The organism is Synechococcus sp. RSCCF101, from assembly GCF_008807075.1.
Lineage (GTDB): Bacteria > Cyanobacteriota > Cyanobacteriia > PCC-6307 > Cyanobiaceae > RSCCF101.
Genome location: NZ_CP035632.1, coordinates 2,724,082 through 2,745,765 on the forward strand (window position 1 = coordinate 2,724,082; position 21,684 = coordinate 2,745,765).

Below are 21,684 nucleotides of genomic sequence, written 5' to 3' on the forward strand. Positions count from 1 at the left end.
ATTCTGGTGTTGCTGTGTAGAGGCCTGATTGGCGCCTGATGGTGTCCATCGCGCTGATTGGATCTCCGCTGGAACCCTTGCTCGGGGTCTGCCCTGCGGCTCTTGTTCCGTCCATCACATTCGGCGCGTCGGGCTTCCATGGCGATGGCCGTGTGTCGGAGCGCACGCCCGCACGTGATGCGGGGAACCGACCGGATGCACGGAACTCGTCAGGGTGATGGCGCCCGGGCCTGGATCACGCCTCCAAGGCGCGTTCCAGGCCCTGCCACCTCTCCTTCAGCCTTCCCCATGGCCGCTTCTCCCGACTCCAGCATCGATCTCGGTGGAGCCGAAATCGCCGTCAACTCACCGGATCACGACGCGGCGCTGGTGATCACCGGTGGTGAGACCCTCAAGGTGGTGGACATCAGTGACCCCACCGCTCCGGTCGAGCTCACCGACCAGGAGCAGACCCTGCCGGGCGATGCCCAGAGCGTGGATGTGGCCAGTGACCTGGCGGCCGTGGCCGTGGCCAACCCCGACGATGCCCGCACCGAGCCCGGCACGGTGGAGTTCTTCCGTCTGGCCGGAAGCGGCGGGGACACAACCCTGGAATCGGCCGGGTCGGTGCAGGTGGGCAACCTTCCCGATTCCCTCGCCTTCAACGCCGACGGCAGCAAGGTGGTGGTGGCCAACGAAGGCGAGCCCAACGACTTCTACGGCACCGACGACGGGGTGGATCCGCCCGGATCGATCTCGGTGATCGATGTGGACCGAACCACGCCGGCCAACTCCCTGGTGACGAACCTCGGTTTCGATGCGGCCCAGACCGCATGGCTGCAGGCCCGCGGCGTTCGGATCAGTGGTGTGGATGGCACGGATGCCTCCACCGATCTGGAGCCCGAGTACGTGGCCATCTACGGGGATCAGGCCTTCGTGACGCTGCAGGAGAACAACGCTGTGGTCGTTGTCGATCTGCAGACCAACACGATTTCGGAGATCCGGAGCCTCGGCATCAAGGACTGGTTCCGCGGCACTCCAACAGTTGAGAACATCGATTTCTCCATCACCTACCCCGGGGAAAGCGGTGTTGAGGCCCCGACGCAGCTCGCGGATCCGAACTTTCCGGATGACGTGATCATCGCAGGTGGCCTCTCCGGTCTCTGGTACGACCCCGGCGCCGGCAGCTACTACACCATCAGTGACCGGGGACCACAGGCCCAGGACATCCCAGAGGGTCAGGGCTTCGCCTTTGAAGGGGAGAAGGTCTTCAACGACCCTGAGTACCCGATCACCATCTATGAGCTGACCCGCAACGGCGATGGCCTTGAGCAGACGGATTCCATCGTTCTGAACGTGCCGGATGGCAGTGGTGGCTTCCGTCCCAGCACCGGCATCGGTCAGTTGTTCACGATCGATCCGGTCAATGGCACGATCAGCGGCCCTGATGATGCCGCCTTCACTCCCGATGGCAGCGGTGGCTATGTTCCCGTCAGCCCCGATGCCTTTGGCCTCGATACCGAATCGGTGCTGCGCCTGAGCATTGAGGGGCTCAATGAGGGCAACCCGGTCTTCGCTGTTTCCGATGAATACCGCCCCCAGGTGGCCTTCTTCGATGCGGAAACCGGGAACCTGGTGCAGCGCATCGTGCCCATGGGCACGGATTATTCCGCCATCGACTATGAAGCCGGCCGTGGTGATGTGGCCGATTTCACCCTCACCACCCTTCCGGAGGTGTACTCCGAGCGCCGCGGGAACCGGGGCTTCGAAGGCATGGTCTACAACAGCGACGATGGGCTGCTCTACGCCTTCATCCAGAGCCCGATGTCGGTGGGCGGGAGCCGGACTCAGAGTGAAGTGCGCCGTGTTCTGGCGATCGACCCGCTGAGTGGGACACCCCAGGCTGAGTACGTGTATGTGCAGGTGGGCGCCTCCAATCAGGACAAGATCGGTGATGCGGTGTATGACGCCGAGCGCGGTGTCTTTTACGCAATCGACCGCGACAGTGGCACCGCTCGCACTTCCAATAAGTCGGTGCTGGAGCTGGATTTCTCCAGCGCCACCGATGTGCTGCCGCTCACCACAGGAGATGGCTGGACCGATGCCATCGGCGCGGCGCAGCCCGAGCTGTTCGGCAGCCCGGAGGAGCTCTCGCAGGCTCTGGACGCCGCCGGCATTAATCCGGTGGCCCAGCTCGACCTGTTCAACCTTCCCTCCATCGGCGCGAACCCCGCGTTTGACAAGCCGGAGGGTCTGGCTCTGCTGCCCGACGGCAGTCTGGTGGTCGGCTACGACAACGACTTCCTGCGGGCCGATGGGCGGCCCGACAACCAGCTGAGTGTGATCCGCTTCGATCCGTTGGAGGTCGACACGTCCGATCGCGATGGCGCGATCAATCCCGGTCCGCGCGATTTCTACGGCCTGCGCATGCCCGATTCCATTGCCACCTTCGTGGCTGATGGCGAGGTGTTCACGGTCACGGCCAACGAAGGTGACGGACGTGTGCGGCCGGATGAGGTGAACTTCGAGGCCCCGGCAGATGGGACTTACTACTACGGCACCACGGCTCCTGTGGATGAGGCGGCCATCCTTAAGCAGTTCACCGATCCACTCGACGGGACCAGCACGGTGTTCATCACCGATATGGAGGTGGCGGGCTCCACATCCTTCGAGGCAGAAGAAGAAGACGAATTCTTCGTCACGCTGAAGTACGGCCCTGTGGCCGACGACGACTTCTACAGCGATGAAGTCAGAGCTGGCAAGCTCGACGAGCCTTCCGACAATCCCATCGTGAGCGCCGACGGTGAGGGGCGCCTCAAGACCATCGCCGATCTCAACACGGCGGACCGTCTCTACGGCTTCGGCGGCCGCTCGATCACCATCTATGACTCCAACGGCAACGTTGTGTACGACTCCGGCGATCTGTTGGCGCAGGTGGCCATTTCAGCCGGTCTGTACAGCGATGGCCGCAGCGACGACAAGGGCACCGAACCCGAGGGTGTGGCCACCACAGTGATCGGAGAAGGGGACGACGCCCAGACGTTCGCTTTCGTCGGGCTTGAGCGCACCGATGCCGTGTCGGTCGCCTTCAACGTGACCGACCCCTACAACGTGACTCTGGAGGACGTGTTCATCAGCACCGACTCCGAGCGACCTGAAGGCCTTGAGTTCCTTCCTGGCAGCAACGGGGAACCCGGATTCCTGATGGTGGCCAATGAGGACAGTGGCACGCTCGATTTCTTCTCTTTCCCCTCAGCTGATGACGACACACCGGCGGCTCCCTTCACCCTGGAGCTCCTGCACGTCACGGACCAGGAGGCCGGCAGTGATGCCATCGTTGACGCCCCCAACCTCTCTGCCGTTCTGAACGCCCTCCGGAATGAGGATCTCGGCAACGACGGCCTGGTCGACAACACCCTGACCCTGTCGTCTGGTGATGCTTTCATTCCCGGGGTGTTCTTCGATGCCTCCGAGGCCGTTTTCGGTGCGGCCGGTGTGGCTGACATCGAGATTCAGAACGAACTCGGCTTCCAGGCCATCGCGCTGGGCAATCACGAGTTTGACCTCGGCACCGAGTTCCTGGCCGGTCTGATCGATGGCTCGGCCGCTGCTGGATTCGACGGCACCGACTTCCCTTACCTCGCCACCAACCTCGACTTTTCCAGCGACCCCAACCTTGCTCCTCTGGAAACAGCCGGTGGTCAGGCTCCTCAGGGCAATGTGGTCACCTCCTCCACGCTGATCGACGTCAACGGCGAGACCATCGGCGTGGTTGGTGCCACCACCCCCACCCTGGCATCCATCTCCAGCCCCGGTCAGGTCGGCATCAGTCCCACACCCTTCGACCCCAACCTTACCGACGCGCAGCTGGATGCGCTGGCTGCTGAGATCCAGAGCGAGGTGGACGCTCTGCTGAGCGTGAATCCCTCCCTCAACAAGATTGTGCTGCTTGGCCACATGCAGCAGATCGCGATCGAGGAGGCCCTGGCTGCACGCCTTGAGAAGGTCGACATCATCGTGGCGGGTGGCTCCAACACGCGCCTCGTTGATGAGAACGACCGTCTGCGCGATGGTGACAGCGCTCAGGGTGAGTACCCCACCTTCATCACCAATGCTGGTGGCAGCCAGACAGCCGTGGTGAACACGGATGGTTCCTACAAGTATGTGGGCCGCCTCGTGATCGACTTCGACGCCGATGGCAACATCGTGCCCCAGTCGTACGACCCTGATGTGTCCGGTGCGTATGCCACCGATGATCAGGGTGTCGCCGACCTCAATGCATCGGGGCTGGTCGATCCCGAAGTCCAGGATATCGTTGATCGTATTGAGGCTGAGATCATCGCCACCGAGGGCAACGTTCTCGGTGTGAGCGATGTGTTCCTCAATGGCAACCGCTCCGGCACCTTTGCTGCCGACGATCCCGACGGTGTGCGCACCCAGGAGACCAACCTGGGCAACCTCACTGCTGATGCGAATCTGGCTGCCGCTCAGGCGATCGACGACACGGTTGTCGTCTCCCTCAAGAACGGTGGTGGCATCCGCGCCTCCATCGGAGAAACGGTGGTGCCGCCCGGTGGCAGCGAGGCCGTTCGCCAACCCAACCCCGAGTTGGTCGATGGCGACGGCATTGTGATCAAACCCGAGGGCGGCATCTCCCAGACTGATATCCAGACCACCCTGGCCTTCAACAACGGTCTCACCCTGCTGACCCTGACCAAGGAGGAGCTCGTTGCCGCGCTTGAGCACGGCGTGAGTGCTCTCCCCGATGTCTCCGGTCGCTTCCCGCAGATCGCGGGTGTCGAGTTTTCCTTTGATCCGGCCCAGGCGGATGGTGATCGCATCGAGAGTGCGGTCATCGTCGATGAGAACGGTGCCATCGTCACGCCGCTGGTTCAATCGGGCGAGCTGGTGGGTGATCCCGAGCAGGCCTTCCGGATCGTCACCCTCGACTTTCTCGCCCGCCCCCGGTTTGACGACAATGGTGCCTTCATCGGCGCCGGTGACGGTTATCCCCTCCCCAACTTCAACACCGATCCCAGCCTTGGAGAGGTGGCCTCTCAGGAGGATCTGGACCGCATCGATCCGGTGGCGCTTGAACAGGAGGGTGTGCAGACCGGGGATGCCACCTTTGCCGACGACGGCACCGAGCAGGATGCCCTCGCTGAATTCCTCCTCGACAACTTCCCTGATTCAGCCAATGCCTTCGATCAGGAGGATGTGGGACCTGATTCTGATGAGCGCATCCAGAACCTGGAGTTCAGCACCGACAGCGTCTTCCCGCCAGCACCCCCGTTGACACCCCCAACCGGCGGTGGTGACGACAGCAGCAGTGGTGGTGGCGAGGTGTCCGCTCCGGACGACAGCTCACCCAGCGGCCCTCCGGCGAACAGCCCGATTCCAGGCATCGCCAACAGCATCGTCGCTGGTTCCGGCGATGACACGATCGCTGGTGGTGTCGAGAGCAGCTTCCTTGGTGGTGGTGCTGGCAACGACGCCATCACTGGCGGTGGATCGGATGATGACATCCGTGGCAATTCCGGTGACGACAACCTGGACGGCGGAGGTGGCAACGACTTCGTTCGAGGTGGTCAGGGTCGAGATGTGGTGACCGGCAACTCCGGTGACGACCAGCTCCTCGGCGACCTCGGCTCCGATAGTGTCATCGGCGGTGATGGTGACGACATCCTCAACGGCAATGTCGGTGCCGATAGTCTTACCGGCGGTGCCGGCGCTGACCAGTTCCGCCTGAGCAAGGGCAACGATGTGATCACCGATTTCAGCTTCGCTGAAGGAGACCTCATCGCCATCGTGAGCGGTCAGGAGTTCAGGCTCAACCAGGTCGGAAGCGACCTTGAGATCATCCGAGATGGCTTCGGAACCACGACCCTGCTCGATGTGAGCCTGGCAGCCTTCGAGGCTGCCAATCCCATCACCTTCCTCTGACTCATCTCACAGAGTCCCATTCGCCCGTGGCTCTGGCCGGGCATGCGCCTTGGCCAGAGCTCCTCGCATTCACCACCAACCTGCTTCTCAATCCAGCCGGGCCTTGCAGCGCGGCTTTGTGATGGGCCTCAGGTCACGAGCGCTGTTCTGTGGCTGTGTGCCGGATCAGCGTTTCTGACGCGCCTGATCAGGGTTGCGCCCCACCTCCTTGCTGAGCGTCGTTCAGCGTTGAGCCTCATCGGCACACCCATCAGGCCAAATGGCTCAGGCGGTCTTCGCCTGACCGCTCTGGTCGCTCGGACGCGGCGTCATGCCTGGCCGGGCGGTGAACGGTCGTGCAGTTGCGACCCGCTGCCTTGGATGCATACAGAGCCTGGTCAGCCCATGAGATCAGCGCAGCTGCAGACGGGCACGTTGGATCGGATGTGGCCACGCCAAGGCTCGCGGTGAGTTGCAGCATCTGTTGTCCGTAAGGGATCCTCTGGCCCTGGATGCGCTGGCGAACACGTTCTGCGAATCGCTCCGCATCCGCGGGCGGCGCATCGGGGAGTGCCATCACAATTTCTTCGCCGCCGTAGCGACCGCAGACATCAGACTGGCGTGTCTCCGAGAGGACGATGTCTGCAACGGCTCTGAGGACGGCATCGCCGGCCTGATGGCCATGCGCATCATTCATCAGCTTGAAGTGATCAAGATCCAACATGATCACTGAAAGAGGGCGTTTGTAGCGTTGTGAGCGCTGGTATTCATTGCTGTAACGCCGTTCAAACTCGCCTCGATTGAGCAGTGACGTCAGTGGGTCGTGAGTTGCGGCCTGTTGGAGCTCCAGCTCCAGTTCCTTTCGATAGGTGATGTTCTGAATGATACCCTCATTCACCAGTGAGCCGTCCAGATCTCTGGCGATGCGACTCGTGATCTCGACGTGCCGCAGGTGGCCGCTGGAATGATGAAAGCTGTATTCGTGGCATTGATGAGACGCCTCCCCGCTTGTCGTCTTCCTGTGATTCTCTCGCATGAGCCGCCTGCTGTCGTCGCTCCAGCGGATGACGTCCTCCAGGCGATGCGCCAGGGCGGACGAGGAAGGGAGGTCAAAGATCTGCTCGCAACCTGAGCTGATATACAGGAGCTCTCTGGTCTCCAGGCTCTCGCTGAATACGGCGAAGCGTTCGCCGAGATTGTTGATGAGACGCTTGTATTGATCTCTTGAGCCCTGCATCTCGATGGTTCGCTGAGTCAGCGTCTCGGCGACATCATTCATGACGCTGTAGGCTTCCTCGAGAACAGCTTGCAACAGGGCTGATTCGCTGTTCATCCACGCATGACGGGGTTTGGCCCCATTGCTCGTGCTGACACCAACCACGAACCGATGGGGGCAGTCACCGCTGTCATCAGGAGACGGCTGGCTGATCGCCCAGGGCTCGTTCTCCGGGGCGAACGTCTTGCAGATTCCCCTGATGATCCCCAGATCCAGATAGGGCGGATAGGGAGTGTGGCAGGTCAGTTCATGGTGATCCGGCGAAAGCTGTCTGGCGGCGTAGAAGCCGATGTCGGCATCGCCTCTGTGATTGAGGTGGTAGGCCGCATCGATCGACGCGAGTGCAGCCCCTAGCGAGTCAATGCCAGCTGGCCAGAGGGCTTCACTCGACACATTGCAACCGATGGAAAACATGGTGGCATCGCCGAAGCGGTCTCGAACCTCCCAGATGGCGTCCAGGTAATCCTGGAAAGGGAACCATTCTCGTTCTGAATCCAGGTCGATGCCATGTTCAAGCAGGATGTCTCTGATGACACTGCCAAAGCAGCTCACGACCTTGAAACTCCCGACTCCCTGACGCGAGATCACAATGTCCGATGCGTAGGGACCAAGGGTTCCCTGATGCTCCCTCATGCTTCACTCCGAGCGTCACCCCCCAGACCCCAAGGGTATGTGCGCTCTTGTTTCCGGTCATCCCACGCGCCTGACCAGCCGATCAGACGCCTGTGAGTGTCAAGGCATGAGGTTCGAAGGGGTCTGGGGTCGACGTCCTCCTCAGCCTTCCGGCAGCCGGGGCTTCCGTCCGCGGCTCAGCAGCTCATTGGTGATGCGATCCACCGCATCGCCCACCACTTCCGCCATCAGGGCCTGAGCCGCTGTCATCTCGGCCGGCTGCAGATCCCGGGGGAGGTTGAAGGTGCCGGCTTCGGCCTCACTGAGCACGCGGTCCATCTCATCCGGCGTCAGCTGCCCGAAGATCAGCACCTTCCTCAGTGCGCACAGCAGCAGAGCTCGGGCGGAATCTCGATACCGGTCCAGGAAGGCCTGGCGGTCGTCGGGGAGTGTGTCGCGCTCATCCATGGACCGTGAGGGTGAGCATCGCGATGGACGCGATCCAGCGGGCGACACTGCTCGATCGCTTCCACAGCTCACTGTCTAGCCGGCCGCGGGGGCCGGGCCTGGCCGTTGCGATCGGTAGGGTTGCGCCATGCAAGCGCCGGCTGAACTGCTCGACACCCTCTCCGGGCGGCCATCGATGGCGCCCGGCCGCCGGCGCCTGGTGCTGCTCTTCGGGCAGCTGGGCGATTTCGATTCTCTCGAGTACGCCCAGGCTCTGGTGTCTGTGCTGCCCCAGCTGGAAGCCGCGGCGATCGGCCTGCTCGCCATCGGCATCGGAGATTCGAGCGGAGCGGATCGCTTCTGCGGCTTCACGGGCTTTCCCAGGGCCAGCCTCGAGGTGGTGCCGGATGCAGCGCTGCATCGGTCGCTGGGTCTCTACAGCGGGCTGGAGACCCCCGGCGGTCCCTGGCCGGCACTGCTGCTGATGTGCGCGGGGATCGGGTCGCCCGGCACCCTGGGGGAAGTGCTCCGCGGCTACACCGGCGATCGCCGGGCGCCCCAGCGCATCGCCGACGACGAGACGATCCGAACCGGCGTGCTGCCGCCGATTCGCGGGGCGATGTTCCGCAATGCCGGTGGTGGCGGCTTCCAGAGGCCCTTCGAGCTGGCCACGGTTCGCCTGCGCAACATGAACGAGGTGCTGCGCCACTGGCGCACCTACGTGCCGCGGGACGACCACCTCACCCAGCGGGGAGGCACCTTCCTGCTCGATGCCGACGACACCCTTCTGTACCAGCATCGCGATCGGGGCATCCTCGGCTTCTCCGAAACGATGCACCAGCCCCTCGCGTTTCTCGAGCCCTATCTGGCGGCCGTGCCATCAGCCTGATGGCCTCAGCCCCGGTCGAGCCCGGGACTCTCAGCCCGCTCCAGGGCCTGGCGATCCCAATCCGCCAGAGTGGCGGCTCCGGCGTAGGTGCTCTCCAGAAAGCGGAGCAGCGTTGCATCGGGGTCGGCCGAACAGCGCACCGCCTCGTAGGGAAGGATGAACTCCCCCAGACTCGTGTTGTAGGTCGCCGGTGCCGGTTCCACCGGCCATGCGCTGAAGCCGGTCGGCTCCGGGTAGGCGTAGGCATAGAAGGCGGCCTCCCCCAGCCCCGCGCCGGGCCAGAAGCCGGCACTGCAGACCTCGTGTGAGTAGGCCTCCTGCATGATCCAGTCGGCGCAGTGGGGGCTGCCGCCGGGATGCAGTGGCGCCGGCCGGCCCGAGAAGCGGGTCGCGGCCAGATCGAATGCCCCCCAGAAAAAATGCACCGGGCTGGCCTTGCCGAGGAAGCGTGAACGGAACAGCGTCAGCACGCGATGGCTCTGCAGCAGCGCCTGAAACAGTCGCGTCATGGCCGCAGCGTCATAGGACGCATGCTCCTCATCACTGGGGAGGGGAAGCACGGGGTCCGGCAGTTCCACCGGTGTCGGAGTGATCGCCGGTTGCAGTCCCAGCTGGGCGAGGGCCTCCATGGTCCGGCGGTAGAAGGTCGCCACGGACATCGGTTCCAGCGCGAAGGACTGATGCGCTCCGGATGAACTGTGGAGCCACAGGCGATGGTCGATGAAATCGAAGCGGATCTCGAAGCCCTGCTCGTGATGCGTGATCAGGGATGTGGTCAGGCCGGTGGCACTCACGTAGAGGGGAACATGCCAGGAGTGGTTCAGCCAGGGCGTGAGCGCCAGGCGGATCTTCCCCACGATCTGCGTCCAGAGATGAACGGTGTCGTAGGTGTCCCGGTGCCGGCGATAGGACAACTCGGGCCAGGAATGGATCGAAGCCGTCATGGCCATGGGAGTCGGAGAGGGTGGTGGCGTCAACCGAGATCAAACAGGAGCAGATCTGCTCCTTCGGGCCCCGCTGCGAGCGAGCCGTTCGCAGGGCCTGTGATGCCCATGCCGTCGCCCTTGCGCAGCAGCGTGCGGGCGTCGCTGCCGGTGAGGTCGAGCTCCATTGCACCATCGATCATCTGGATCCAGCGCTGTGCTGATGGCGTTGCGGGGAGCTGCAGCGTCTCCCCTGCTGCCGGGCGGGCGCGCCAGAGCGCGGCGTTCTGCCGGATCGCCATGGCGCCATCGATGCGCTCGGGATGAATCAGCGGTGTCCATTCCGACGCGACCGTGAACAGGCGTTGCTCGTACTCGGGCCTGAGGCCACGCTCCTGTGGCTCCAGCCAGATCTGCAGCAGACGGCAGGGCTCGCTGCTGTCGTTGATCTCGCTGTGAATCACGCCGGTGCCTGCGGTCATCCGTTGCACCTCGCCAGCGCGCAGATGGCCGGTGTGGCCCATCGAATCCTGATGCTTCAGCGCTCCCTCCACCATCACCGTGATGATTTCCATGTCGCGGTGCGGGTGCATGCCGAATCCACCTCCGGCCCCGAAGATGTCGTCGTTGATCACACGCAGCGGCCCGAATTCCATCCAGCGAGGGTCATAGTGGGAGGCGAAGCTGAAGCTGTGCCAGCTGTCGAGCCAGCCGTGGCGGCTGTGGAACCGCTCGGCCGCCGGGCGGATGAGCAGATTGGGGGTGGTTGCTGTTGGTTGCTGGGCAGGATGAATAGTGCTGACCATGGTGTTCAGCTCGCCGGAGGGTGATGAATGGAGGATGGTTGTGGCGAAGGAAAGCAGCGATCAGCGCGCGTGGCTGCCATCGCAGAAGGGTTTGGTGTTGCTGCTGCCACAGCTGCAGCCATAGATGGTTGTCGCGGCATCGAGTTTGAGCATGTGCGGCGTGAGGCCGGTGCCGGCGTGGCTGCCATCACAGAAGGCTCCGTTGCTGCTGTTGCCACAGATGCACAGGGCATGGGTTCCAGCGTCCAGTTCCAGTGCGGCGGGATGTGCCATCGCTGTTGATGAGTGACTGAAAAAAGTGTGTGTCATTCCTCCGTCGCGGCACAAGACCGTACGCGAAAGTGGGATCCTTACCGTTTGGTTCGCATGGCTGAATCCGACAGCTTCCTCAACAGCCATCGGCACGACGACTGCCCGGCGGAACTCGCGCTCCAGGTCATGCGGGGGCGCTGGAAGGTGCAGATCCTGCGTGAGCTGGCCGACGGCATCCAGCGCTTCTCGGCCCTGCGCCGCGCCCTCAATGGCGTGAGTGAGAAGGTGCTGGCCAGCCAGCTGCGCGATCTGGAGCAGGCCGGTGTGGTGCACCGCCGCGTCTACCCGGAGGTGCCACCGAAGGTGGAGTATTCGCTCACGGCCAAGGGCTGTGATCTGATCCCCGTTCTCGAGAGCCTGCACGCCTGGGGAACGGCGGAACAGGCCTGACCATCCGCTGCGGGCGCTCAGCCGTAGAAGAAGGCGATCTCCTTGGCCTTGAGCCCATCCCAGCCGGCATCGCGCAGCCGCTGATCGAGAGTGGCCTGATCCAGGTGCTTGGCGCCGCTGCGCACGATGCGGTTGCGCATCGACTTGGTCACCCCGCTGCGGGTGCGGGCGCCCTCCAGGGCCATCACCTCCCGATAGAGGCTGAGCATGGCCGGTGGGATCGGCGTTCCATCGAGGTCGATTCCGGCGGCGATGGCCGCGTCCACGCCATCGGGTCCAGTGATGCTCATCCCGTTGCCCTGACCAGAGGTCAGCCTGCCATGCGGCCATGGGCCGTAGGGTTTGCGTCGCCATCGGGGATCCATGAACAGCACCGTTCGCGGCGTCGTGTACGTGAGTGTGTGGGTGGTGCTCTGGGGCACCGCCGCCTCCCTGGCCGATTTCGTGCTGCTGGAGCGGGGCGCCTACGCCACCGGAACCCCCGGCCAGGCCGTCACGTTCGTGTCCTATGCCGCCGCCGCCATCTATCTGGCGGTGCGTCTATCCGGCCGCTTCCTCAAGCAGGACGACTGAAGCCTCGCCACCAGTCCTGGTTGCCGGCGTTTGTGCAACGAAGCCTGGAAGCACCCAGACACCCTCTCTACAGTCTCTGAACGATGCGATTCAGAGGACGATTGGAGTCGGCGTCTGTTCATCCCGGCAACGTGCTGCTGTTCGGCCGCTCGGCCATGCTGTCGCGCTGGTTGCTGATTCTCTTCGGCCTCATCGTGATGCTCTGCATGGGCACGGTGTATGCCTGGAGCATCTTTCGCACGCCGCTGGAGCAGGAACTGGCCATCAGTGCAACGCAGAGCCTGCTGCCGTTCACGCTCGTTCTGGTGTTCTATGCGCTGGTGATGCCGATTGCGGGTTTCGCCATCCCCCGCGTCGGCACCAGGCGCACCACGGCCATCGGCGGCCTGGTGATCGGTTGCGGTTACATCCTGGCCAGCTTCGCTCAGGACATCGGCAGCCTGGCGTTCTGCTACGGCGCCATCGGCGGCACCGGCATCGGCATCGTTTATGGCGTGCCGATTCTGGTGGTGTCGCGCTGGTTTCCCGACCGCAAGGGTCTGGCGGTGGGGCTCACCATCGTGGGCTTCGGGCTCTCGCCGCTGATCACCGCGCCACTGGCCAATCAGCTGCTCGCCGCCTACGGGGTACGCCCCACCCTTCGGCTGCTCGGCATCGCCATCGCCGTGATCATCGTGGCCCTGTCGCTGCTGATGCGTCTCCCGCCCCGCTGCTGGTTGCCAGACGGTTCCACCGAGCCAACACCTCAGGCGAGTGCTGTGGCCCCGGCCTGCCGGCCGCGGCCGTTGTGGCGTCAGCGGTCGTTCTATGCCCTCTGGAGCTGTTATGCGATCGGAACGCTGGTGGGGCTGAGTGCGATCGGCATCTCCAGCCCGGTGGGACAGGAGATCATCGCCATCAATCCCGCTGTGGCCGCCTCCAGCGTGTCGCTCTTCGCCCTGTTCAATGGCGTCAGCCGGCCTCTGTTCGGCTGGCTGAGTGATCGCTTCCAGCCCCATCACGTGGCGCTGCTGTCCTATGGGCTGGTGCTGATCGCCTGTGTGCTCATGGTGAACGCCCAGCCGGGCCAGGTGGTCAGCTACCTCGTCGCCTTCAGCCTGTTCTGGTTCAGTCTGGGGGGATGGCTGGCCATGGCGCCCACCATCACGCTGCGCTTCTTCGATGCGGAGCGCTACTCCCAGAACTACGGCATCGTGTTCACGGCCTACGGCGCCGGCGCCCTCGTGGGCACCCTCCTAGCCGGCCGTCTGCGCGATCTCTTCGGCAGTTATGGAGCCGTGTTCTATGTGATGGCCGCCCTCGCCATTCTCGGCAGCGGCATCGCGGCGTTGTTCCTGCGGCGTGAGCGGCAACTGCTGCCAGGCACCTCAGCCTGATGAGGAGTCCACGCGCTGCTCCTCGCCAGGATTGGAATCGAGCAGTGCCGAGTTGTCTTGGTCAGAGGTCGCTTCTGCGGCCTCGTTGACACCGGGCCACTCGTCCGAATCAACTCGGTCTTGCGCTCTGTCTTCCGAGGATCGACTCTCCGTCTGGCATTCCATCAACACAGCCGGATCCACGGCATATTTCACCTCCGACCGGTTGTGCATCAACAACTCCTCACCCAGTTGTTTGCCGCTGGCTTTGTCGATGCGGGAGCGCCAGATCTCGTTGCTGCGGATGATGCGGTCGCCATCCCGCCTGAACCTGTGCTGGCGTTCGAAGACGTGGTAGCTCACCGGCCAGGTGTCCGAGGTGTGAATCGCGCCCTTGAGATGATGGTCCGTGAGCCACACCCGCAGCTGGAAGGGCTGGCTTGTGGGGTTGGTGAAGCGGAGGTCGATGTAGTTGTAGAAGACGCCGGCACCGCTGCCGAAGGGCAGGGTCCGCTGCTCGTCGGGGAAGGGATCGAAGCTGTGGTGGTGCCGCTCGCTCACCGTGAGTGGCGTGTGGAGGGCCATCCAGTACAGGAGATTCGCCAGCTGACAGAGGCCGCCTCCGATGCCCGTGCGCACCTCGCCGCGTGAGAGCTGCATGCCGTCCACATAGCCCCTGGCGGCGGTGGTGCGGCCCACGCAGCTCCAGAAGGAGAACACCTCACCGGGTTGGAGGATCAACCCGTCGATGTGGCGATTGGCCAGGCCCAGATTGATGATCTTGTTCTCCTGCAGCTGCGGGTCCGAATCCCCGAGCCGCCGCCGCAACAGCGACTGATGCCGGGTCTGCCGGCAGGCCAGGCTCTCGCTCGATCCCGTGCGTGCGAAGGGTGTGCGCCCAAGCGCGTCCTGCCAGCGCCGCTCCAGTCGCTTCTGGTGCACCCGCGCCTGAAACAGCCATGGGTGGCGGTCGGTCAGGCGGGGCATGGCGGCGACAGGAACCGCCCCAGTCAAGCCCCAGATGACGGTCGGGTGCACGAGTCGCCTGTGGTCGCTGCGGTGCGGCAACCGACAGGCCAGTCTTGGATCAACGGAAGGGAGCGCCATGTCCACACCGACCGGTTACCGGATCGCTGTCGTGACTCCGGACGGTGAACGGCGCTGGCTCACGCTCAGGCGCGGCAAGAAGGTCCACACGGACGCCCCACCTCTGCCGATGACCCTGGAGAAGGCCACCGAGCTCCAGCAGCAGTGCGTCGACGAGCGCCCCTGCGCCCACCTCGGCTGCGTCTGCTTCATCGAGGAGGTCGGGCTCGGGGTGACCTGACACGCATCAGTGGTCACCCCAGGAGCTGATCAGCTGACATCCCCCTCCCTGCTTGGTTTCCTTTTGAGTTCGCCTTCCTACGCTGCAGGAGGCAAGGGCCCCGCGCCGATCTCGAGGAGCCACGGACCCATGGCCTGCACACCGCTGCCGAGGTGGACCCATGGCTGCTGAGTCGCATCGGGACCTTCAAGCGAGCGCCGCGCCGTCGGGGCGCATCACCGATCGCACTTACGACATCCTCCGCAGCGAGCACCAGCCGCTGGAGGCTCTGTTCGAGCCGCGCACGGTGGCGGTGATCGGGGCCTCCGAGCGGCGCGGCAGCGTCGGGCGCACCCTGCTCTGGAATCTGATCAGCCATCCCTTCGGTGGCACCGTCTACCCGGTGAATCCGAAGCGCCACAGCGTGCTCGGCATCCGCGCCTTCCCCTCCATCGCGGCGATCCCGGAAGCGGTGGATCTGGCTGTGATCGCCACACCCGCCGCCACCGTTCCCGATCTGATCCAGGAGTGCGTGGATGCGGGTGTGCGCGCCGCGGTGGTGCTCTCGGCGGGCTTCCGCGAGATCGGCCCGGAGGGCATCGCCCTCGAGGCCCGCATCAAGGACAGCCTGCGGCGCAGCGGCATGCGCCTGCTCGGGCCCAACTGCCTGGGGCTGATGAACCCCCGCCTCGGGCTCAACGCCACCTTCGCCGGCGCCAGCGCCCAGCCCGGCCATGTGGGCTTTCTCAGCCAGTCCGGCGCGGTGTGCACCTCGGTGCTCGACTGGAGCGCCCAGGAGAACGTGGGCTTCAGCGTCTTCGCCTCGATCGGCTCGATGATCGATGTGGGCTGGGGCGATCTGATCACCTACCTGGGCGACGACCCCCAGACCCACAGCATCGTGCTCTACATGGAGTCGATCGGGGACGCCCGCTCCTTCCTCTCGGCGGCGCGGGAGGTGGCGCTCACCAAGCCGATCGTGGTGATCAAGGGCGGCCGCACCAGCGAGGCGGCCCGGGCCGCCGCCTCCCACACCGGGGCGCTGGTGGTGAGCGATGCGGTGCTCGATGCCGCCTTCCGCCGCTGTGGCGTGCTGCGGGTCGATCGCCTCTCCGATCTGTTCGACATGGCCGAGCTGCTTTCGAAGCAGCCGCGCCGGCCGGCCGGGCCGCGCCTGGCGATCCTCACCAATGCCGGCGGCCCGGGTGTGCTGGCCACCGATGCCCTTGTGATGGAGGGCGGCCGGGTGGCGCTGCTGGAGCCGGCCACGACCGCCGCGCTCGATGCCCTGCTGCCGCCGCAGTGGAGCCACGGCAACCCGATCGACATCCTTGGCGACGCCGATCCGGACCGCTACGCCGAGGCGGTGCGCATCGTGCTGGCCGATGCCACCAGCGACGGCCTGCTGGTGATCCTCACCCCCCAGGCCATGACCGATCCCTCGGAAACGGCCGAGCGGCTGCTGGAGCTGGCCCGGTCGGCAACCAAGCCGCTGGTGGCCTGCTGGATGGGCGGCTCCCAGGTGGCCGCCGGTGAGGCCCGCCTCAATGCCGCGGGCATCGCCACCAACGCCTTCCCCGATGCCGCCGCCCGCCTGTTCTGCCGGCTCTGGCAGTACAGCTACAACCTGCGCGGCCTCTACGAGACGCCGGCCCTGCTGCCGGAATCGGAGTTCGGCGGTCCGCCGGAACGCCGCCGCGTCGATGAGGTGCTGCAGCAGGCCCGGGCCGGTGGTCGCACGCTGCTGAGCGAATGGGAGGCCAGTGAGGTGCTGGCCGGCTACGGCATCCCGGTGAACAGCATCCGTCTGGCCCACAGCGAGGAGGAGGCGGTGGCCGCCGCCCGGGATCTCGGCGACCCGGTGGTGCTGAAGCTGCACTCCTTCACCGTCACCCACAAGAGCGATGTGAAGGGGGTGTGGCTCAACCTGCGCGGTGAGGCGGCCGTGCGCGCCGCGTTCAGGGGCATCCGCGAGGCGGTGCTGGAGCGCCACGGTGAGGCCGCCTTCGCCGGGGTGAGCGTGCAGCCGATGCTGCCGCTGCAGGGCGGCCTGGAGCTGATCGTGGGCAGCAGCCTCGATCCCCAGTTCGGCCCGGTGATCCTGTTCGGCACGGGCGGGCGCCTTGTGGAGGTCTACCGCGACAGCGCCGTGGCCCTGCCACCGCTGAACACCACCCTGGCCCGGCGCCTGATGGAGCAGACCCAGGTGCACCAGGCCCTGCAGGGGGTGCGCGGCGAGGCCGCCGCCGATCTGGAGGCGCTGGAACGGCTGCTGGTGCGCATCAGCCAGCTGGTGCTGGAGCACCCGGAGATCCGCGAGCTCGACATCAACCCCCTGGTGGCTTTCCCCGGCGATCACAGCCCCAGCCTGATGGCGCTGGATGCCCGCATCGTGCTGGAGGTCACCGAGGGGGCCACCTGCCTGGCTCCCCGGCCGGCCTTCCGGCCCTACCCGAGCCAGTACGTGCGCCAGCTGACCCTCAACGACGGCGGCGTGGCCACGGTGCGGCCGATCCGCCCCGAGGACGAGCCGCTGCTGGTGGCGTTCCACCGCACCCTCTCGGAGGAGAGCGTCTACCTGCGCTACTTCCACATGATGTCGCTCAGCCAGCGCACGGCCCATGAACGGCTGCTGCGCATCTGCTTCACCGACTACGACCGGGAGATGGCGGTGGTGGTGGACCGCAAGGATCCCGGCAGCGGCCGGCATGAGGTGCTGGCGGTGGGCCGCCTCAGCCGCAGCCACGGCACCAATGAGGCCGAATTCGCCCTGCTGGTGAGCGATCCCCACCAGCAGCAGGGCCTTGGCACGCGGGTGCTGGCTCTGCTGCTGGAGATCGGCCGCGACGAGGGCCTCAGCCGCATCACCGCCGAGATCCTCCACGAGAACCGGCCGATGCAGCGCATCGCCGAGAAGCTCGGATTCCGCCTCCAGCGCACTCCCGAGGTGGTGCTGGCCGCCTACGACCTGGAGGCGGAACCTCCCGCCGCGCCCGAGGCCGCATCCGCGGCCGCCACCAGCTCCGCCACGTGAGCCTCCACCGCCGCCGCCAGGCTCGGCAGGTGATAGCCCCCCTCCAGCACCGAGAGCAGGCGGCCGCCGCTCAGCCGCTCCGCCAGCTCCAGCACCAGCCGGCTCAGGGCCCCGAAATCGGCCGCCGTGAGCTGGAAATCGGCCAGCGGGTCGGCCGCGGCGGCATCGAACCCGGCTGAGATCAGCACCAGCTGCGGCGCGAAGGCGTCGGCGGCGGGCAGCAGCTGCTCGCGGACAGCGGCCAGCACCGCGGCGCCATCGCTGCCGGCCCGCAGCGGGCAGTTGATCGTGGTGCCCAGGCCCGCGCCGGCGCCGCGCTCCCGGCGGAAGCCGCTCATCGGATAGAGCAGCTCCTGGTGGGTGCCGAACACGAGCACCGAGGGATCGTCCCAGAAGATGGCCTGGGTGCCGTTGCCGTGGTGCACGTCCCAGTCCACGATCAGCACCCGCTCCAGGCCGTGCTGCTGCTGGGCGTGGCGGGCCGCCAGGGCGATGTTGTTGTAGAGGCAGAACCCCATGCCCACGTCGCGGCTGGCGTGATGCCCGGGCGGGCGCACCGCGGCGAAGGCGTTGCGGCATTGCCCGGAGAGCACCGCGTCCACTGCATTCAGCACACCGCCGGCGGCCAGCCGGGCCACGGCCGCGCTGGCCGGGCAAAGGGGCGTGTCGCCGCTGGAGAGCTCGCGCCGCCCTGCGGCCGCTTCGTGTTCCACCCGCGCCACGTGCTCGCGGCTGTGGCAGCGCTCCAGTTCCGCGTCGCTCGCCGGCCGCGGCAGCAGGGGCCGGCAGCGCCCGGCCAGGTCGCTGCGGCGCAGGGCGGCGGCGATCGCGTCGATGCGGGCGGGCGCTTCCGGATGCCAGGCGGGGGTGAGGTGGTCGCGGAAGCGCGCATCGAGCAGGAGCCCGGTGGGCGGTGCCGCGCTGGCGGAGGTCATGGAGTGCTCATCTATGGACGGCTCCCTGACCCCATGGCTAGCCCGACAGTGGAGCGCGAGGGGCCCCATGGCCACCAGTACCCCTGAATCCCCAGCCGACACGCGTCAGCGCATCAGCCGGCTGATCCGCCAGCAGGGCGGGCGGGCCGACAGCCTGATCGAGGTCCTGCACCGGGTGCAGGAGATGCATGGCTACCTGCCGAAGCCGGCCCTGCGCCAGGTGGCTGAGGAGCTGCGCATGCCCCTGAGCCGGGTCTTCGGGGTGGCCAGCTTCTACCACCTGTTCTCCCTCGATCCCCCGGCACGGCACCGTTGCGCCGTGTGCCTGGGCACGGCCTGCTTCGTGCGCGGCGGCGCCGATCTGGCGGCTCAGCTCGAGGCCCGCCTCGGGGTGACGATGGACGCCCCGCCCGACGGCGGGGAGTGGATGCTCCAGCACGTGAGCTGCCTCGGGGCCTGCGGTCAGGCGCCGGTGGCCGTCATCGACGGCAACCTGATCACCAAGCTTCCGGCCGAGGACCCCGAGGCCCTCGATGCCCGCCTCGATGCGCTCGATCTGCCATCGGCCACCCGCGGAGCCGCCTCATGACCTCTCCTCAGCTGCGCTGCTGCGATTCCAGCGGCTGCCGCTCCGCCGGCAGCGGCGCCCTGCGCCAGGCCCTGCTGGAGGCCCGCGATGCGGCGGGCCTCAGCGCCGCCGACCTGCCGATCAAGCCGGTGGGCTGTCTGCGCCTGTGCGGCCGCGGGCCGCTGGTGGCCTGCGACGACACCTCCGGTGCCAGCTCTCTCTATGGCGGCGTGCCCTCCAGTGAGGCCGCCGAACTGATCCGGGCCACCGGCGCGGGCCTGCCCGCCGCCCCCTCGCCGATCCGGGCCGCCACCGCCGATCAGCTGGCCCCGCACCACCTGGATCCCGCCCACCCCTTTTTCCATCTGCAGCGGCCCGTGGTGCTGGAGACCTGCGGCCGCATCGACCCCTCCTCCATCGCCGATGCGCTGGAGCACGGCGCCTACGGCCAGCTGCGCCGCTGCCTCGAACAGCTCAGCCCGGAGGAGGTGCGCGACCAGGTGCGCCGCAGCGGTCTGCGGGGCCGCGGCGGCGCGGGCTACCCCACCGGCCTGAAGTGGGACACGGTCGCCCTGCAGCCACCGGGTCCCCGTTATGTGGTGTGCAACGCCGATGAGGGCGATCCCGGCGCCTTCATGGACCGCAGCGTGCTGGAGGGCGACCCCCACCGGCTGCTGGAGGGGATGGCGATCGCGGCCTTCGCCGTGGGCGCCGAGCGGGGCTTCGTCTATGTGCGCGCCGAGTACCCCCTGGCGATCGAGCGCCTGCAGCTGGCCATCCGCCAGGCCCGCCAGAAGCACTTCCTCGGCCATGCCATCTGCGGCAGCCGCTTCAATCTCCAGATCGACATCCGGGTGGGCGCCGGGGCCTACGTGTGCGGTGAGGAGACCGCCCTGCTCCAGTCGATCCAGGGTCAGCGCGGCCAGCCGCGCCCGCGGCCGCCCTACCCGGCCCAGTCGGGCCTCTGGGGGGCGCCGACCCTGATCAACAACGTGGAGACCTTCACCTCCATTCCCGTAATCCTGCGGGAGGGCGGCGACTGGTATGCCGCCATGGGCACCGAGGGCAGCAAAGGCACCAAGGTGTTCGCCCTCTCCGGCGCCATCCACAACACCGGCCTGGTGGAGGTGCCGATGGGCATCCCCCTGCGCACGGTGGTGGAGGAGATGGGCGGCGGCGTCACCGACGGCACCTCGGTGAAGGCGGTGCAGACCGGTGGACCCTCCGGCGGCTGCATCCCCGCCTCCGAGCTGGACACCCCGGTGGATTACGAGAGCCTCAAGGCGCTCGGTTCGATGATGGGCTCCGGCGGGATGGTGGTGATGAGCCAGACCACCTCCATGCCGGATGTGGCGCGCCACTTCATGCGCTTCAGCGTCAACGAGAGCTGCGGCAAGTGCCTGCCCTGCCGGGCCGGCACGGTGCAGATGCTGGAGCTGCTCAACGGCTTCGCCGATCACCGCGCCGGTCCGGGCGATCTGGAGCGGCTGGAGGAGCTCTGCGGCATGGTGCGCGCCACCAGCCTCTGCGGCCTCGGTCAGGCGGCTCCCAATCCGGTGCTGAGCACCCTGCGCTTCTTCCGCGCCGAGTACGAAGCCGCCGGCGGCGTCCCGTCACAGGGAGGTTCCGCGTCATGAGCGTCGTCACCCTCACCGTGAACGGCCAGGAGGTGGCCGTTCCCGCCGGCACCTCCCTGATGGGAGCGATCAAGGCCGCCGGCGCCTCCGTTCCCGCCCTCTGCCATCTGGAGGGGCTCACCCCCGTTGGCGCCTGCCGCCTCTGCCTGGTGGAGCAGGAGGGCACCGGCCGCCTCTTCCCCGCCTGCACCACCGAGGCCAGCGAGGGCATGGCCATCGCCACCCACACCCCCGAGCTGCAGGCCTACCGCCGCATGGCCGTGGAGCTGTTCTTCGCGGAGGGCAACCACGTGTGTGCCTTCTGCGTGGCCAACGGGGCCTGCGAGCTGCAGAACGTGGCCACCGAGGTGGGCATGGACCACAGCCGCTACCCGTACCGCTACCCGCAGCGGCAGGTGGATGCCTCCCATCCCCAGTTCACGATCGACCACCACCGCTGCATCCTCTGCACGCGCTGCGTGCGGGTCTGCGACGAGATCGAGGGCGCTCACGTCTGGGATGTGGCCAGCCGCGGCGGCAGCTGCAGCATCATCGCCGGGCTCGATCAGCCCTGGGGGGAGGTGGAGGCCTGCACCTCCTGCGGCAAGTGTGTGGAGGTGTGCCCCACCGGCGCCATCGTGCGCCGGGAGGACACCACCGCCGAGAAGCGCCCCCATCGCAACTGGCCCGAACTGCTGCGATCGGCCCGCGAGCAGCACGTCTGGCTCAACCAGTGACCGC

Annotated in this window: 18 protein-coding genes; 10 read left to right on the forward strand and 8 right to left on the reverse strand. The window is 66.4% G+C overall.

What is annotated here, in order from left to right:
* Nucleotides 1–288 precede the first annotated feature (288 nt).
* The gene (locus EVJ50_RS13160; protein ID WP_191964788.1) at nt 289–5,922 is read left to right on the forward strand and encodes an esterase-like activity of phytase family protein; all 5,634 of its coding nucleotides are present in this window, start codon (nt 289–291) and stop codon (nt 5,920–5,922) included.
* Between the two features lie 250 nt (nt 5,923–6,172).
* Here EVJ50_RS13160 and EVJ50_RS13165 read toward each other — a convergent pair whose 3' ends face one another.
* Nucleotides 6,173–7,810, reverse strand: a complete 1,638-nt coding sequence (locus tag EVJ50_RS13165) for a sensor domain-containing diguanylate cyclase (RefSeq protein ID WP_150884479.1) — start codon at nt 7,808–7,810, stop codon at nt 6,173–6,175.
* 141 nt (nt 7,811–7,951) lie between these two features.
* Entirely contained in the window at nt 7,952–8,257 is a 306-nt protein-coding gene (locus EVJ50_RS13170) for a hypothetical protein (protein ID WP_150884480.1), read from the reverse strand.
* A 127-nt stretch (nt 8,258–8,384) separates the two neighbouring features.
* On the opposite strand from EVJ50_RS13170, the gene EVJ50_RS13175 reads away from it, so the two are divergent.
* A complete protein-coding gene (locus EVJ50_RS13175) occupies nt 8,385–9,125 on the forward strand; it encodes a peroxiredoxin-like family protein (protein ID WP_150884481.1) in 741 nt (246 codons plus the stop codon).
* A 5-nt stretch (nt 9,126–9,130) separates the two neighbouring features.
* On the opposite strand, the gene EVJ50_RS13180 is transcribed toward EVJ50_RS13175, so the two are convergent.
* From EVJ50_RS13180 to EVJ50_RS13190, 3 genes are read right to left on the reverse strand one after another with little or no spacing between them, the layout of a single operon-like run.
* Nucleotides 9,131–10,075 (reverse strand): DUF5996 family protein, encoded by a 945-nt coding sequence (locus EVJ50_RS13180; RefSeq protein ID WP_150884482.1) that lies wholly within the window; start codon nt 10,073–10,075, stop codon nt 9,131–9,133.
* Nucleotides 10,076–10,098: 23 nt separating this feature from the next.
* Nucleotides 10,099–10,854: a pirin-like bicupin family protein gene (locus tag EVJ50_RS13185; RefSeq protein ID WP_150884483.1), complete on the reverse strand. Its 756-nt coding sequence runs from the start codon at nt 10,852–10,854 to the stop codon at nt 10,099–10,101.
* A gap of 60 nt (nt 10,855–10,914) precedes the next feature.
* Nucleotides 10,915–11,127: a CDGSH iron-sulfur domain-containing protein gene (locus EVJ50_RS13190; protein WP_225322955.1), complete on the reverse strand. Its 213-nt coding sequence runs from the start codon at nt 11,125–11,127 to the stop codon at nt 10,915–10,917.
* Nucleotides 11,128–11,220: 93 nt separating this feature from the next.
* Between EVJ50_RS13190 and EVJ50_RS13195 the strand changes: the two genes are divergently transcribed.
* A complete protein-coding gene (locus EVJ50_RS13195) occupies nt 11,221–11,556 on the forward strand; it encodes a helix-turn-helix domain-containing protein (protein WP_150884485.1) in 336 nt (111 codons plus the stop codon).
* 17 nt (nt 11,557–11,573) lie between these two features.
* Here EVJ50_RS13195 and EVJ50_RS13200 read toward each other — a convergent pair whose 3' ends face one another.
* The gene (locus EVJ50_RS13200; protein WP_150884487.1) at nt 11,574–11,846 is read right to left on the reverse strand and encodes a DUF4090 family protein; all 273 of its coding nucleotides are present in this window, start codon (nt 11,844–11,846) and stop codon (nt 11,574–11,576) included.
* Nucleotides 11,847–11,919: 73 nt separating this feature from the next.
* On the opposite strand from EVJ50_RS13200, the gene EVJ50_RS13205 reads away from it, so the two are divergent.
* The gene (locus tag EVJ50_RS13205; RefSeq protein WP_150884489.1) at nt 11,920–12,129 is read left to right on the forward strand and encodes a hypothetical protein; all 210 of its coding nucleotides are present in this window, start codon (nt 11,920–11,922) and stop codon (nt 12,127–12,129) included.
* A 101-nt stretch (nt 12,130–12,230) separates the two neighbouring features.
* Nucleotides 12,231–13,505, forward strand: coding sequence for an OFA family MFS transporter (locus EVJ50_RS13210; protein ID WP_255452565.1), 1,275 nt, complete (start codon nt 12,231–12,233; stop codon nt 13,503–13,505).
* Here EVJ50_RS13210 and EVJ50_RS13215 read toward each other — a convergent pair.
* Nucleotides 13,497–14,471, reverse strand: coding sequence for a VanW family protein (locus tag EVJ50_RS13215; RefSeq protein WP_150884493.1), 975 nt, complete (start codon nt 14,469–14,471; stop codon nt 13,497–13,499). The genes EVJ50_RS13210 and EVJ50_RS13215 overlap by 9 nt on opposite strands.
* Before the next feature lie 118 nt (nt 14,472–14,589).
* Here EVJ50_RS13215 and EVJ50_RS13220 point away from each other — a divergent pair, with 118 nt between their 5' ends.
* Nucleotides 14,590–14,811, forward strand: coding sequence for a hypothetical protein (locus EVJ50_RS13220; protein ID WP_150884495.1), 222 nt, complete (start codon nt 14,590–14,592; stop codon nt 14,809–14,811).
* Nucleotides 14,812–14,971: 160 nt separating this feature from the next.
* A complete protein-coding gene (locus EVJ50_RS13225) occupies nt 14,972–17,824 on the forward strand; it encodes a bifunctional acetate--CoA ligase family protein/GNAT family N-acetyltransferase (RefSeq protein ID WP_150884497.1) in 2,853 nt (950 codons plus the stop codon).
* Here EVJ50_RS13225 and EVJ50_RS13230 read toward each other — a convergent pair.
* The gene (locus EVJ50_RS13230; RefSeq protein WP_150884499.1) at nt 17,752–18,759 is read right to left on the reverse strand and encodes a histone deacetylase; all 1,008 of its coding nucleotides are present in this window, start codon (nt 18,757–18,759) and stop codon (nt 17,752–17,754) included. The genes EVJ50_RS13225 and EVJ50_RS13230 overlap by 73 nt on opposite strands.
* A 67-nt stretch (nt 18,760–18,826) precedes the next feature.
* Here EVJ50_RS13230 and EVJ50_RS13235 point away from each other — a divergent pair, with 67 nt between their 5' ends.
* Genes EVJ50_RS13235 through hoxU form a run of 3 tightly spaced genes read left to right on the forward strand, consistent with a single transcriptional unit; the run spans nt 18,827 to nt 21,680 of the window.
* Nucleotides 18,827–19,348: an NAD(P)H-dependent oxidoreductase subunit E gene (locus EVJ50_RS13235; protein WP_150884501.1), complete on the forward strand. Its 522-nt coding sequence runs from the start codon at nt 18,827–18,829 to the stop codon at nt 19,346–19,348.
* Complete coding sequence (locus tag EVJ50_RS13240; RefSeq protein WP_150884503.1) at nt 19,345–20,964, forward strand: NuoF family protein; 1,620 nt, start codon at nt 19,345–19,347, stop codon at nt 20,962–20,964. The genes EVJ50_RS13235 and EVJ50_RS13240 overlap by 4 nt, the downstream gene beginning before the upstream one ends.
* Nucleotides 20,961–21,680 carry a bidirectional hydrogenase complex protein HoxU gene (hoxU, locus tag EVJ50_RS13245; RefSeq protein WP_150884505.1) on the forward strand — a complete coding sequence of 240 codons (720 nt, stop codon included), beginning with the start codon at nt 20,961–20,963 and terminating at the stop codon, nt 21,678–21,680. Before EVJ50_RS13240 ends, hoxU begins: the two co-directional genes overlap by 4 nt.
* Nucleotides 21,681–21,684 lie beyond the last annotated feature (4 nt).

Coding starts and splice junctions, on each gene's coding strand:
- EVJ50_RS13160 (WP_191964788.1), top strand. CDS start 289: ATGGCCGCTTCTCCCGACTCCAGCATCGATCTCGGTGGAGCCGAAATC.
- EVJ50_RS13165 (WP_150884479.1), bottom strand. CDS start 7,810: ATGAGGGAGCATCAGGGAACCCTTGGTCCCTACGCATCGGACATTGTG.
- EVJ50_RS13170 (WP_150884480.1), bottom strand. CDS start 8,257: ATGGATGAGCGCGACACACTCCCCGACGACCGCCAGGCCTTCCTGGAC.
- EVJ50_RS13175 (WP_150884481.1), top strand. CDS start 8,385: ATGCAAGCGCCGGCTGAACTGCTCGACACCCTCTCCGGGCGGCCATCG.
- EVJ50_RS13180 (WP_150884482.1), bottom strand. CDS start 10,075: ATGGCCATGACGGCTTCGATCCATTCCTGGCCCGAGTTGTCCTATCGC.
- EVJ50_RS13185 (WP_150884483.1), bottom strand. CDS start 10,854: ATGGTCAGCACTATTCATCCTGCCCAGCAACCAACAGCAACCACCCCC.
- EVJ50_RS13190 (WP_225322955.1), bottom strand. CDS start 11,127: ATGGCACATCCCGCCGCACTGGAACTGGACGCTGGAACCCATGCCCTG.
- EVJ50_RS13195 (WP_150884485.1), top strand. CDS start 11,221: ATGGCTGAATCCGACAGCTTCCTCAACAGCCATCGGCACGACGACTGC.
- EVJ50_RS13200 (WP_150884487.1), bottom strand. CDS start 11,846: ATGAGCATCACTGGACCCGATGGCGTGGACGCGGCCATCGCCGCCGGA.
- EVJ50_RS13205 (WP_150884489.1), top strand. CDS start 11,920: ATGAACAGCACCGTTCGCGGCGTCGTGTACGTGAGTGTGTGGGTGGTG.
- EVJ50_RS13215 (WP_150884493.1), bottom strand. CDS start 14,471: ATGCCCCGCCTGACCGACCGCCACCCATGGCTGTTTCAGGCGCGGGTG.
- EVJ50_RS13220 (WP_150884495.1), top strand. CDS start 14,590: ATGTCCACACCGACCGGTTACCGGATCGCTGTCGTGACTCCGGACGGT.
- EVJ50_RS13225 (WP_150884497.1), top strand. CDS start 14,972: ATGGCTGCTGAGTCGCATCGGGACCTTCAAGCGAGCGCCGCGCCGTCG.
- EVJ50_RS13230 (WP_150884499.1), bottom strand. CDS start 18,759: ATGACCTCCGCCAGCGCGGCACCGCCCACCGGGCTCCTGCTCGATGCG.
- EVJ50_RS13235 (WP_150884501.1), top strand. CDS start 18,827: ATGGCCACCAGTACCCCTGAATCCCCAGCCGACACGCGTCAGCGCATC.
- EVJ50_RS13240 (WP_150884503.1), top strand. CDS start 19,345: ATGACCTCTCCTCAGCTGCGCTGCTGCGATTCCAGCGGCTGCCGCTCC.
- hoxU (WP_150884505.1), top strand. CDS start 20,961: ATGAGCGTCGTCACCCTCACCGTGAACGGCCAGGAGGTGGCCGTTCCC.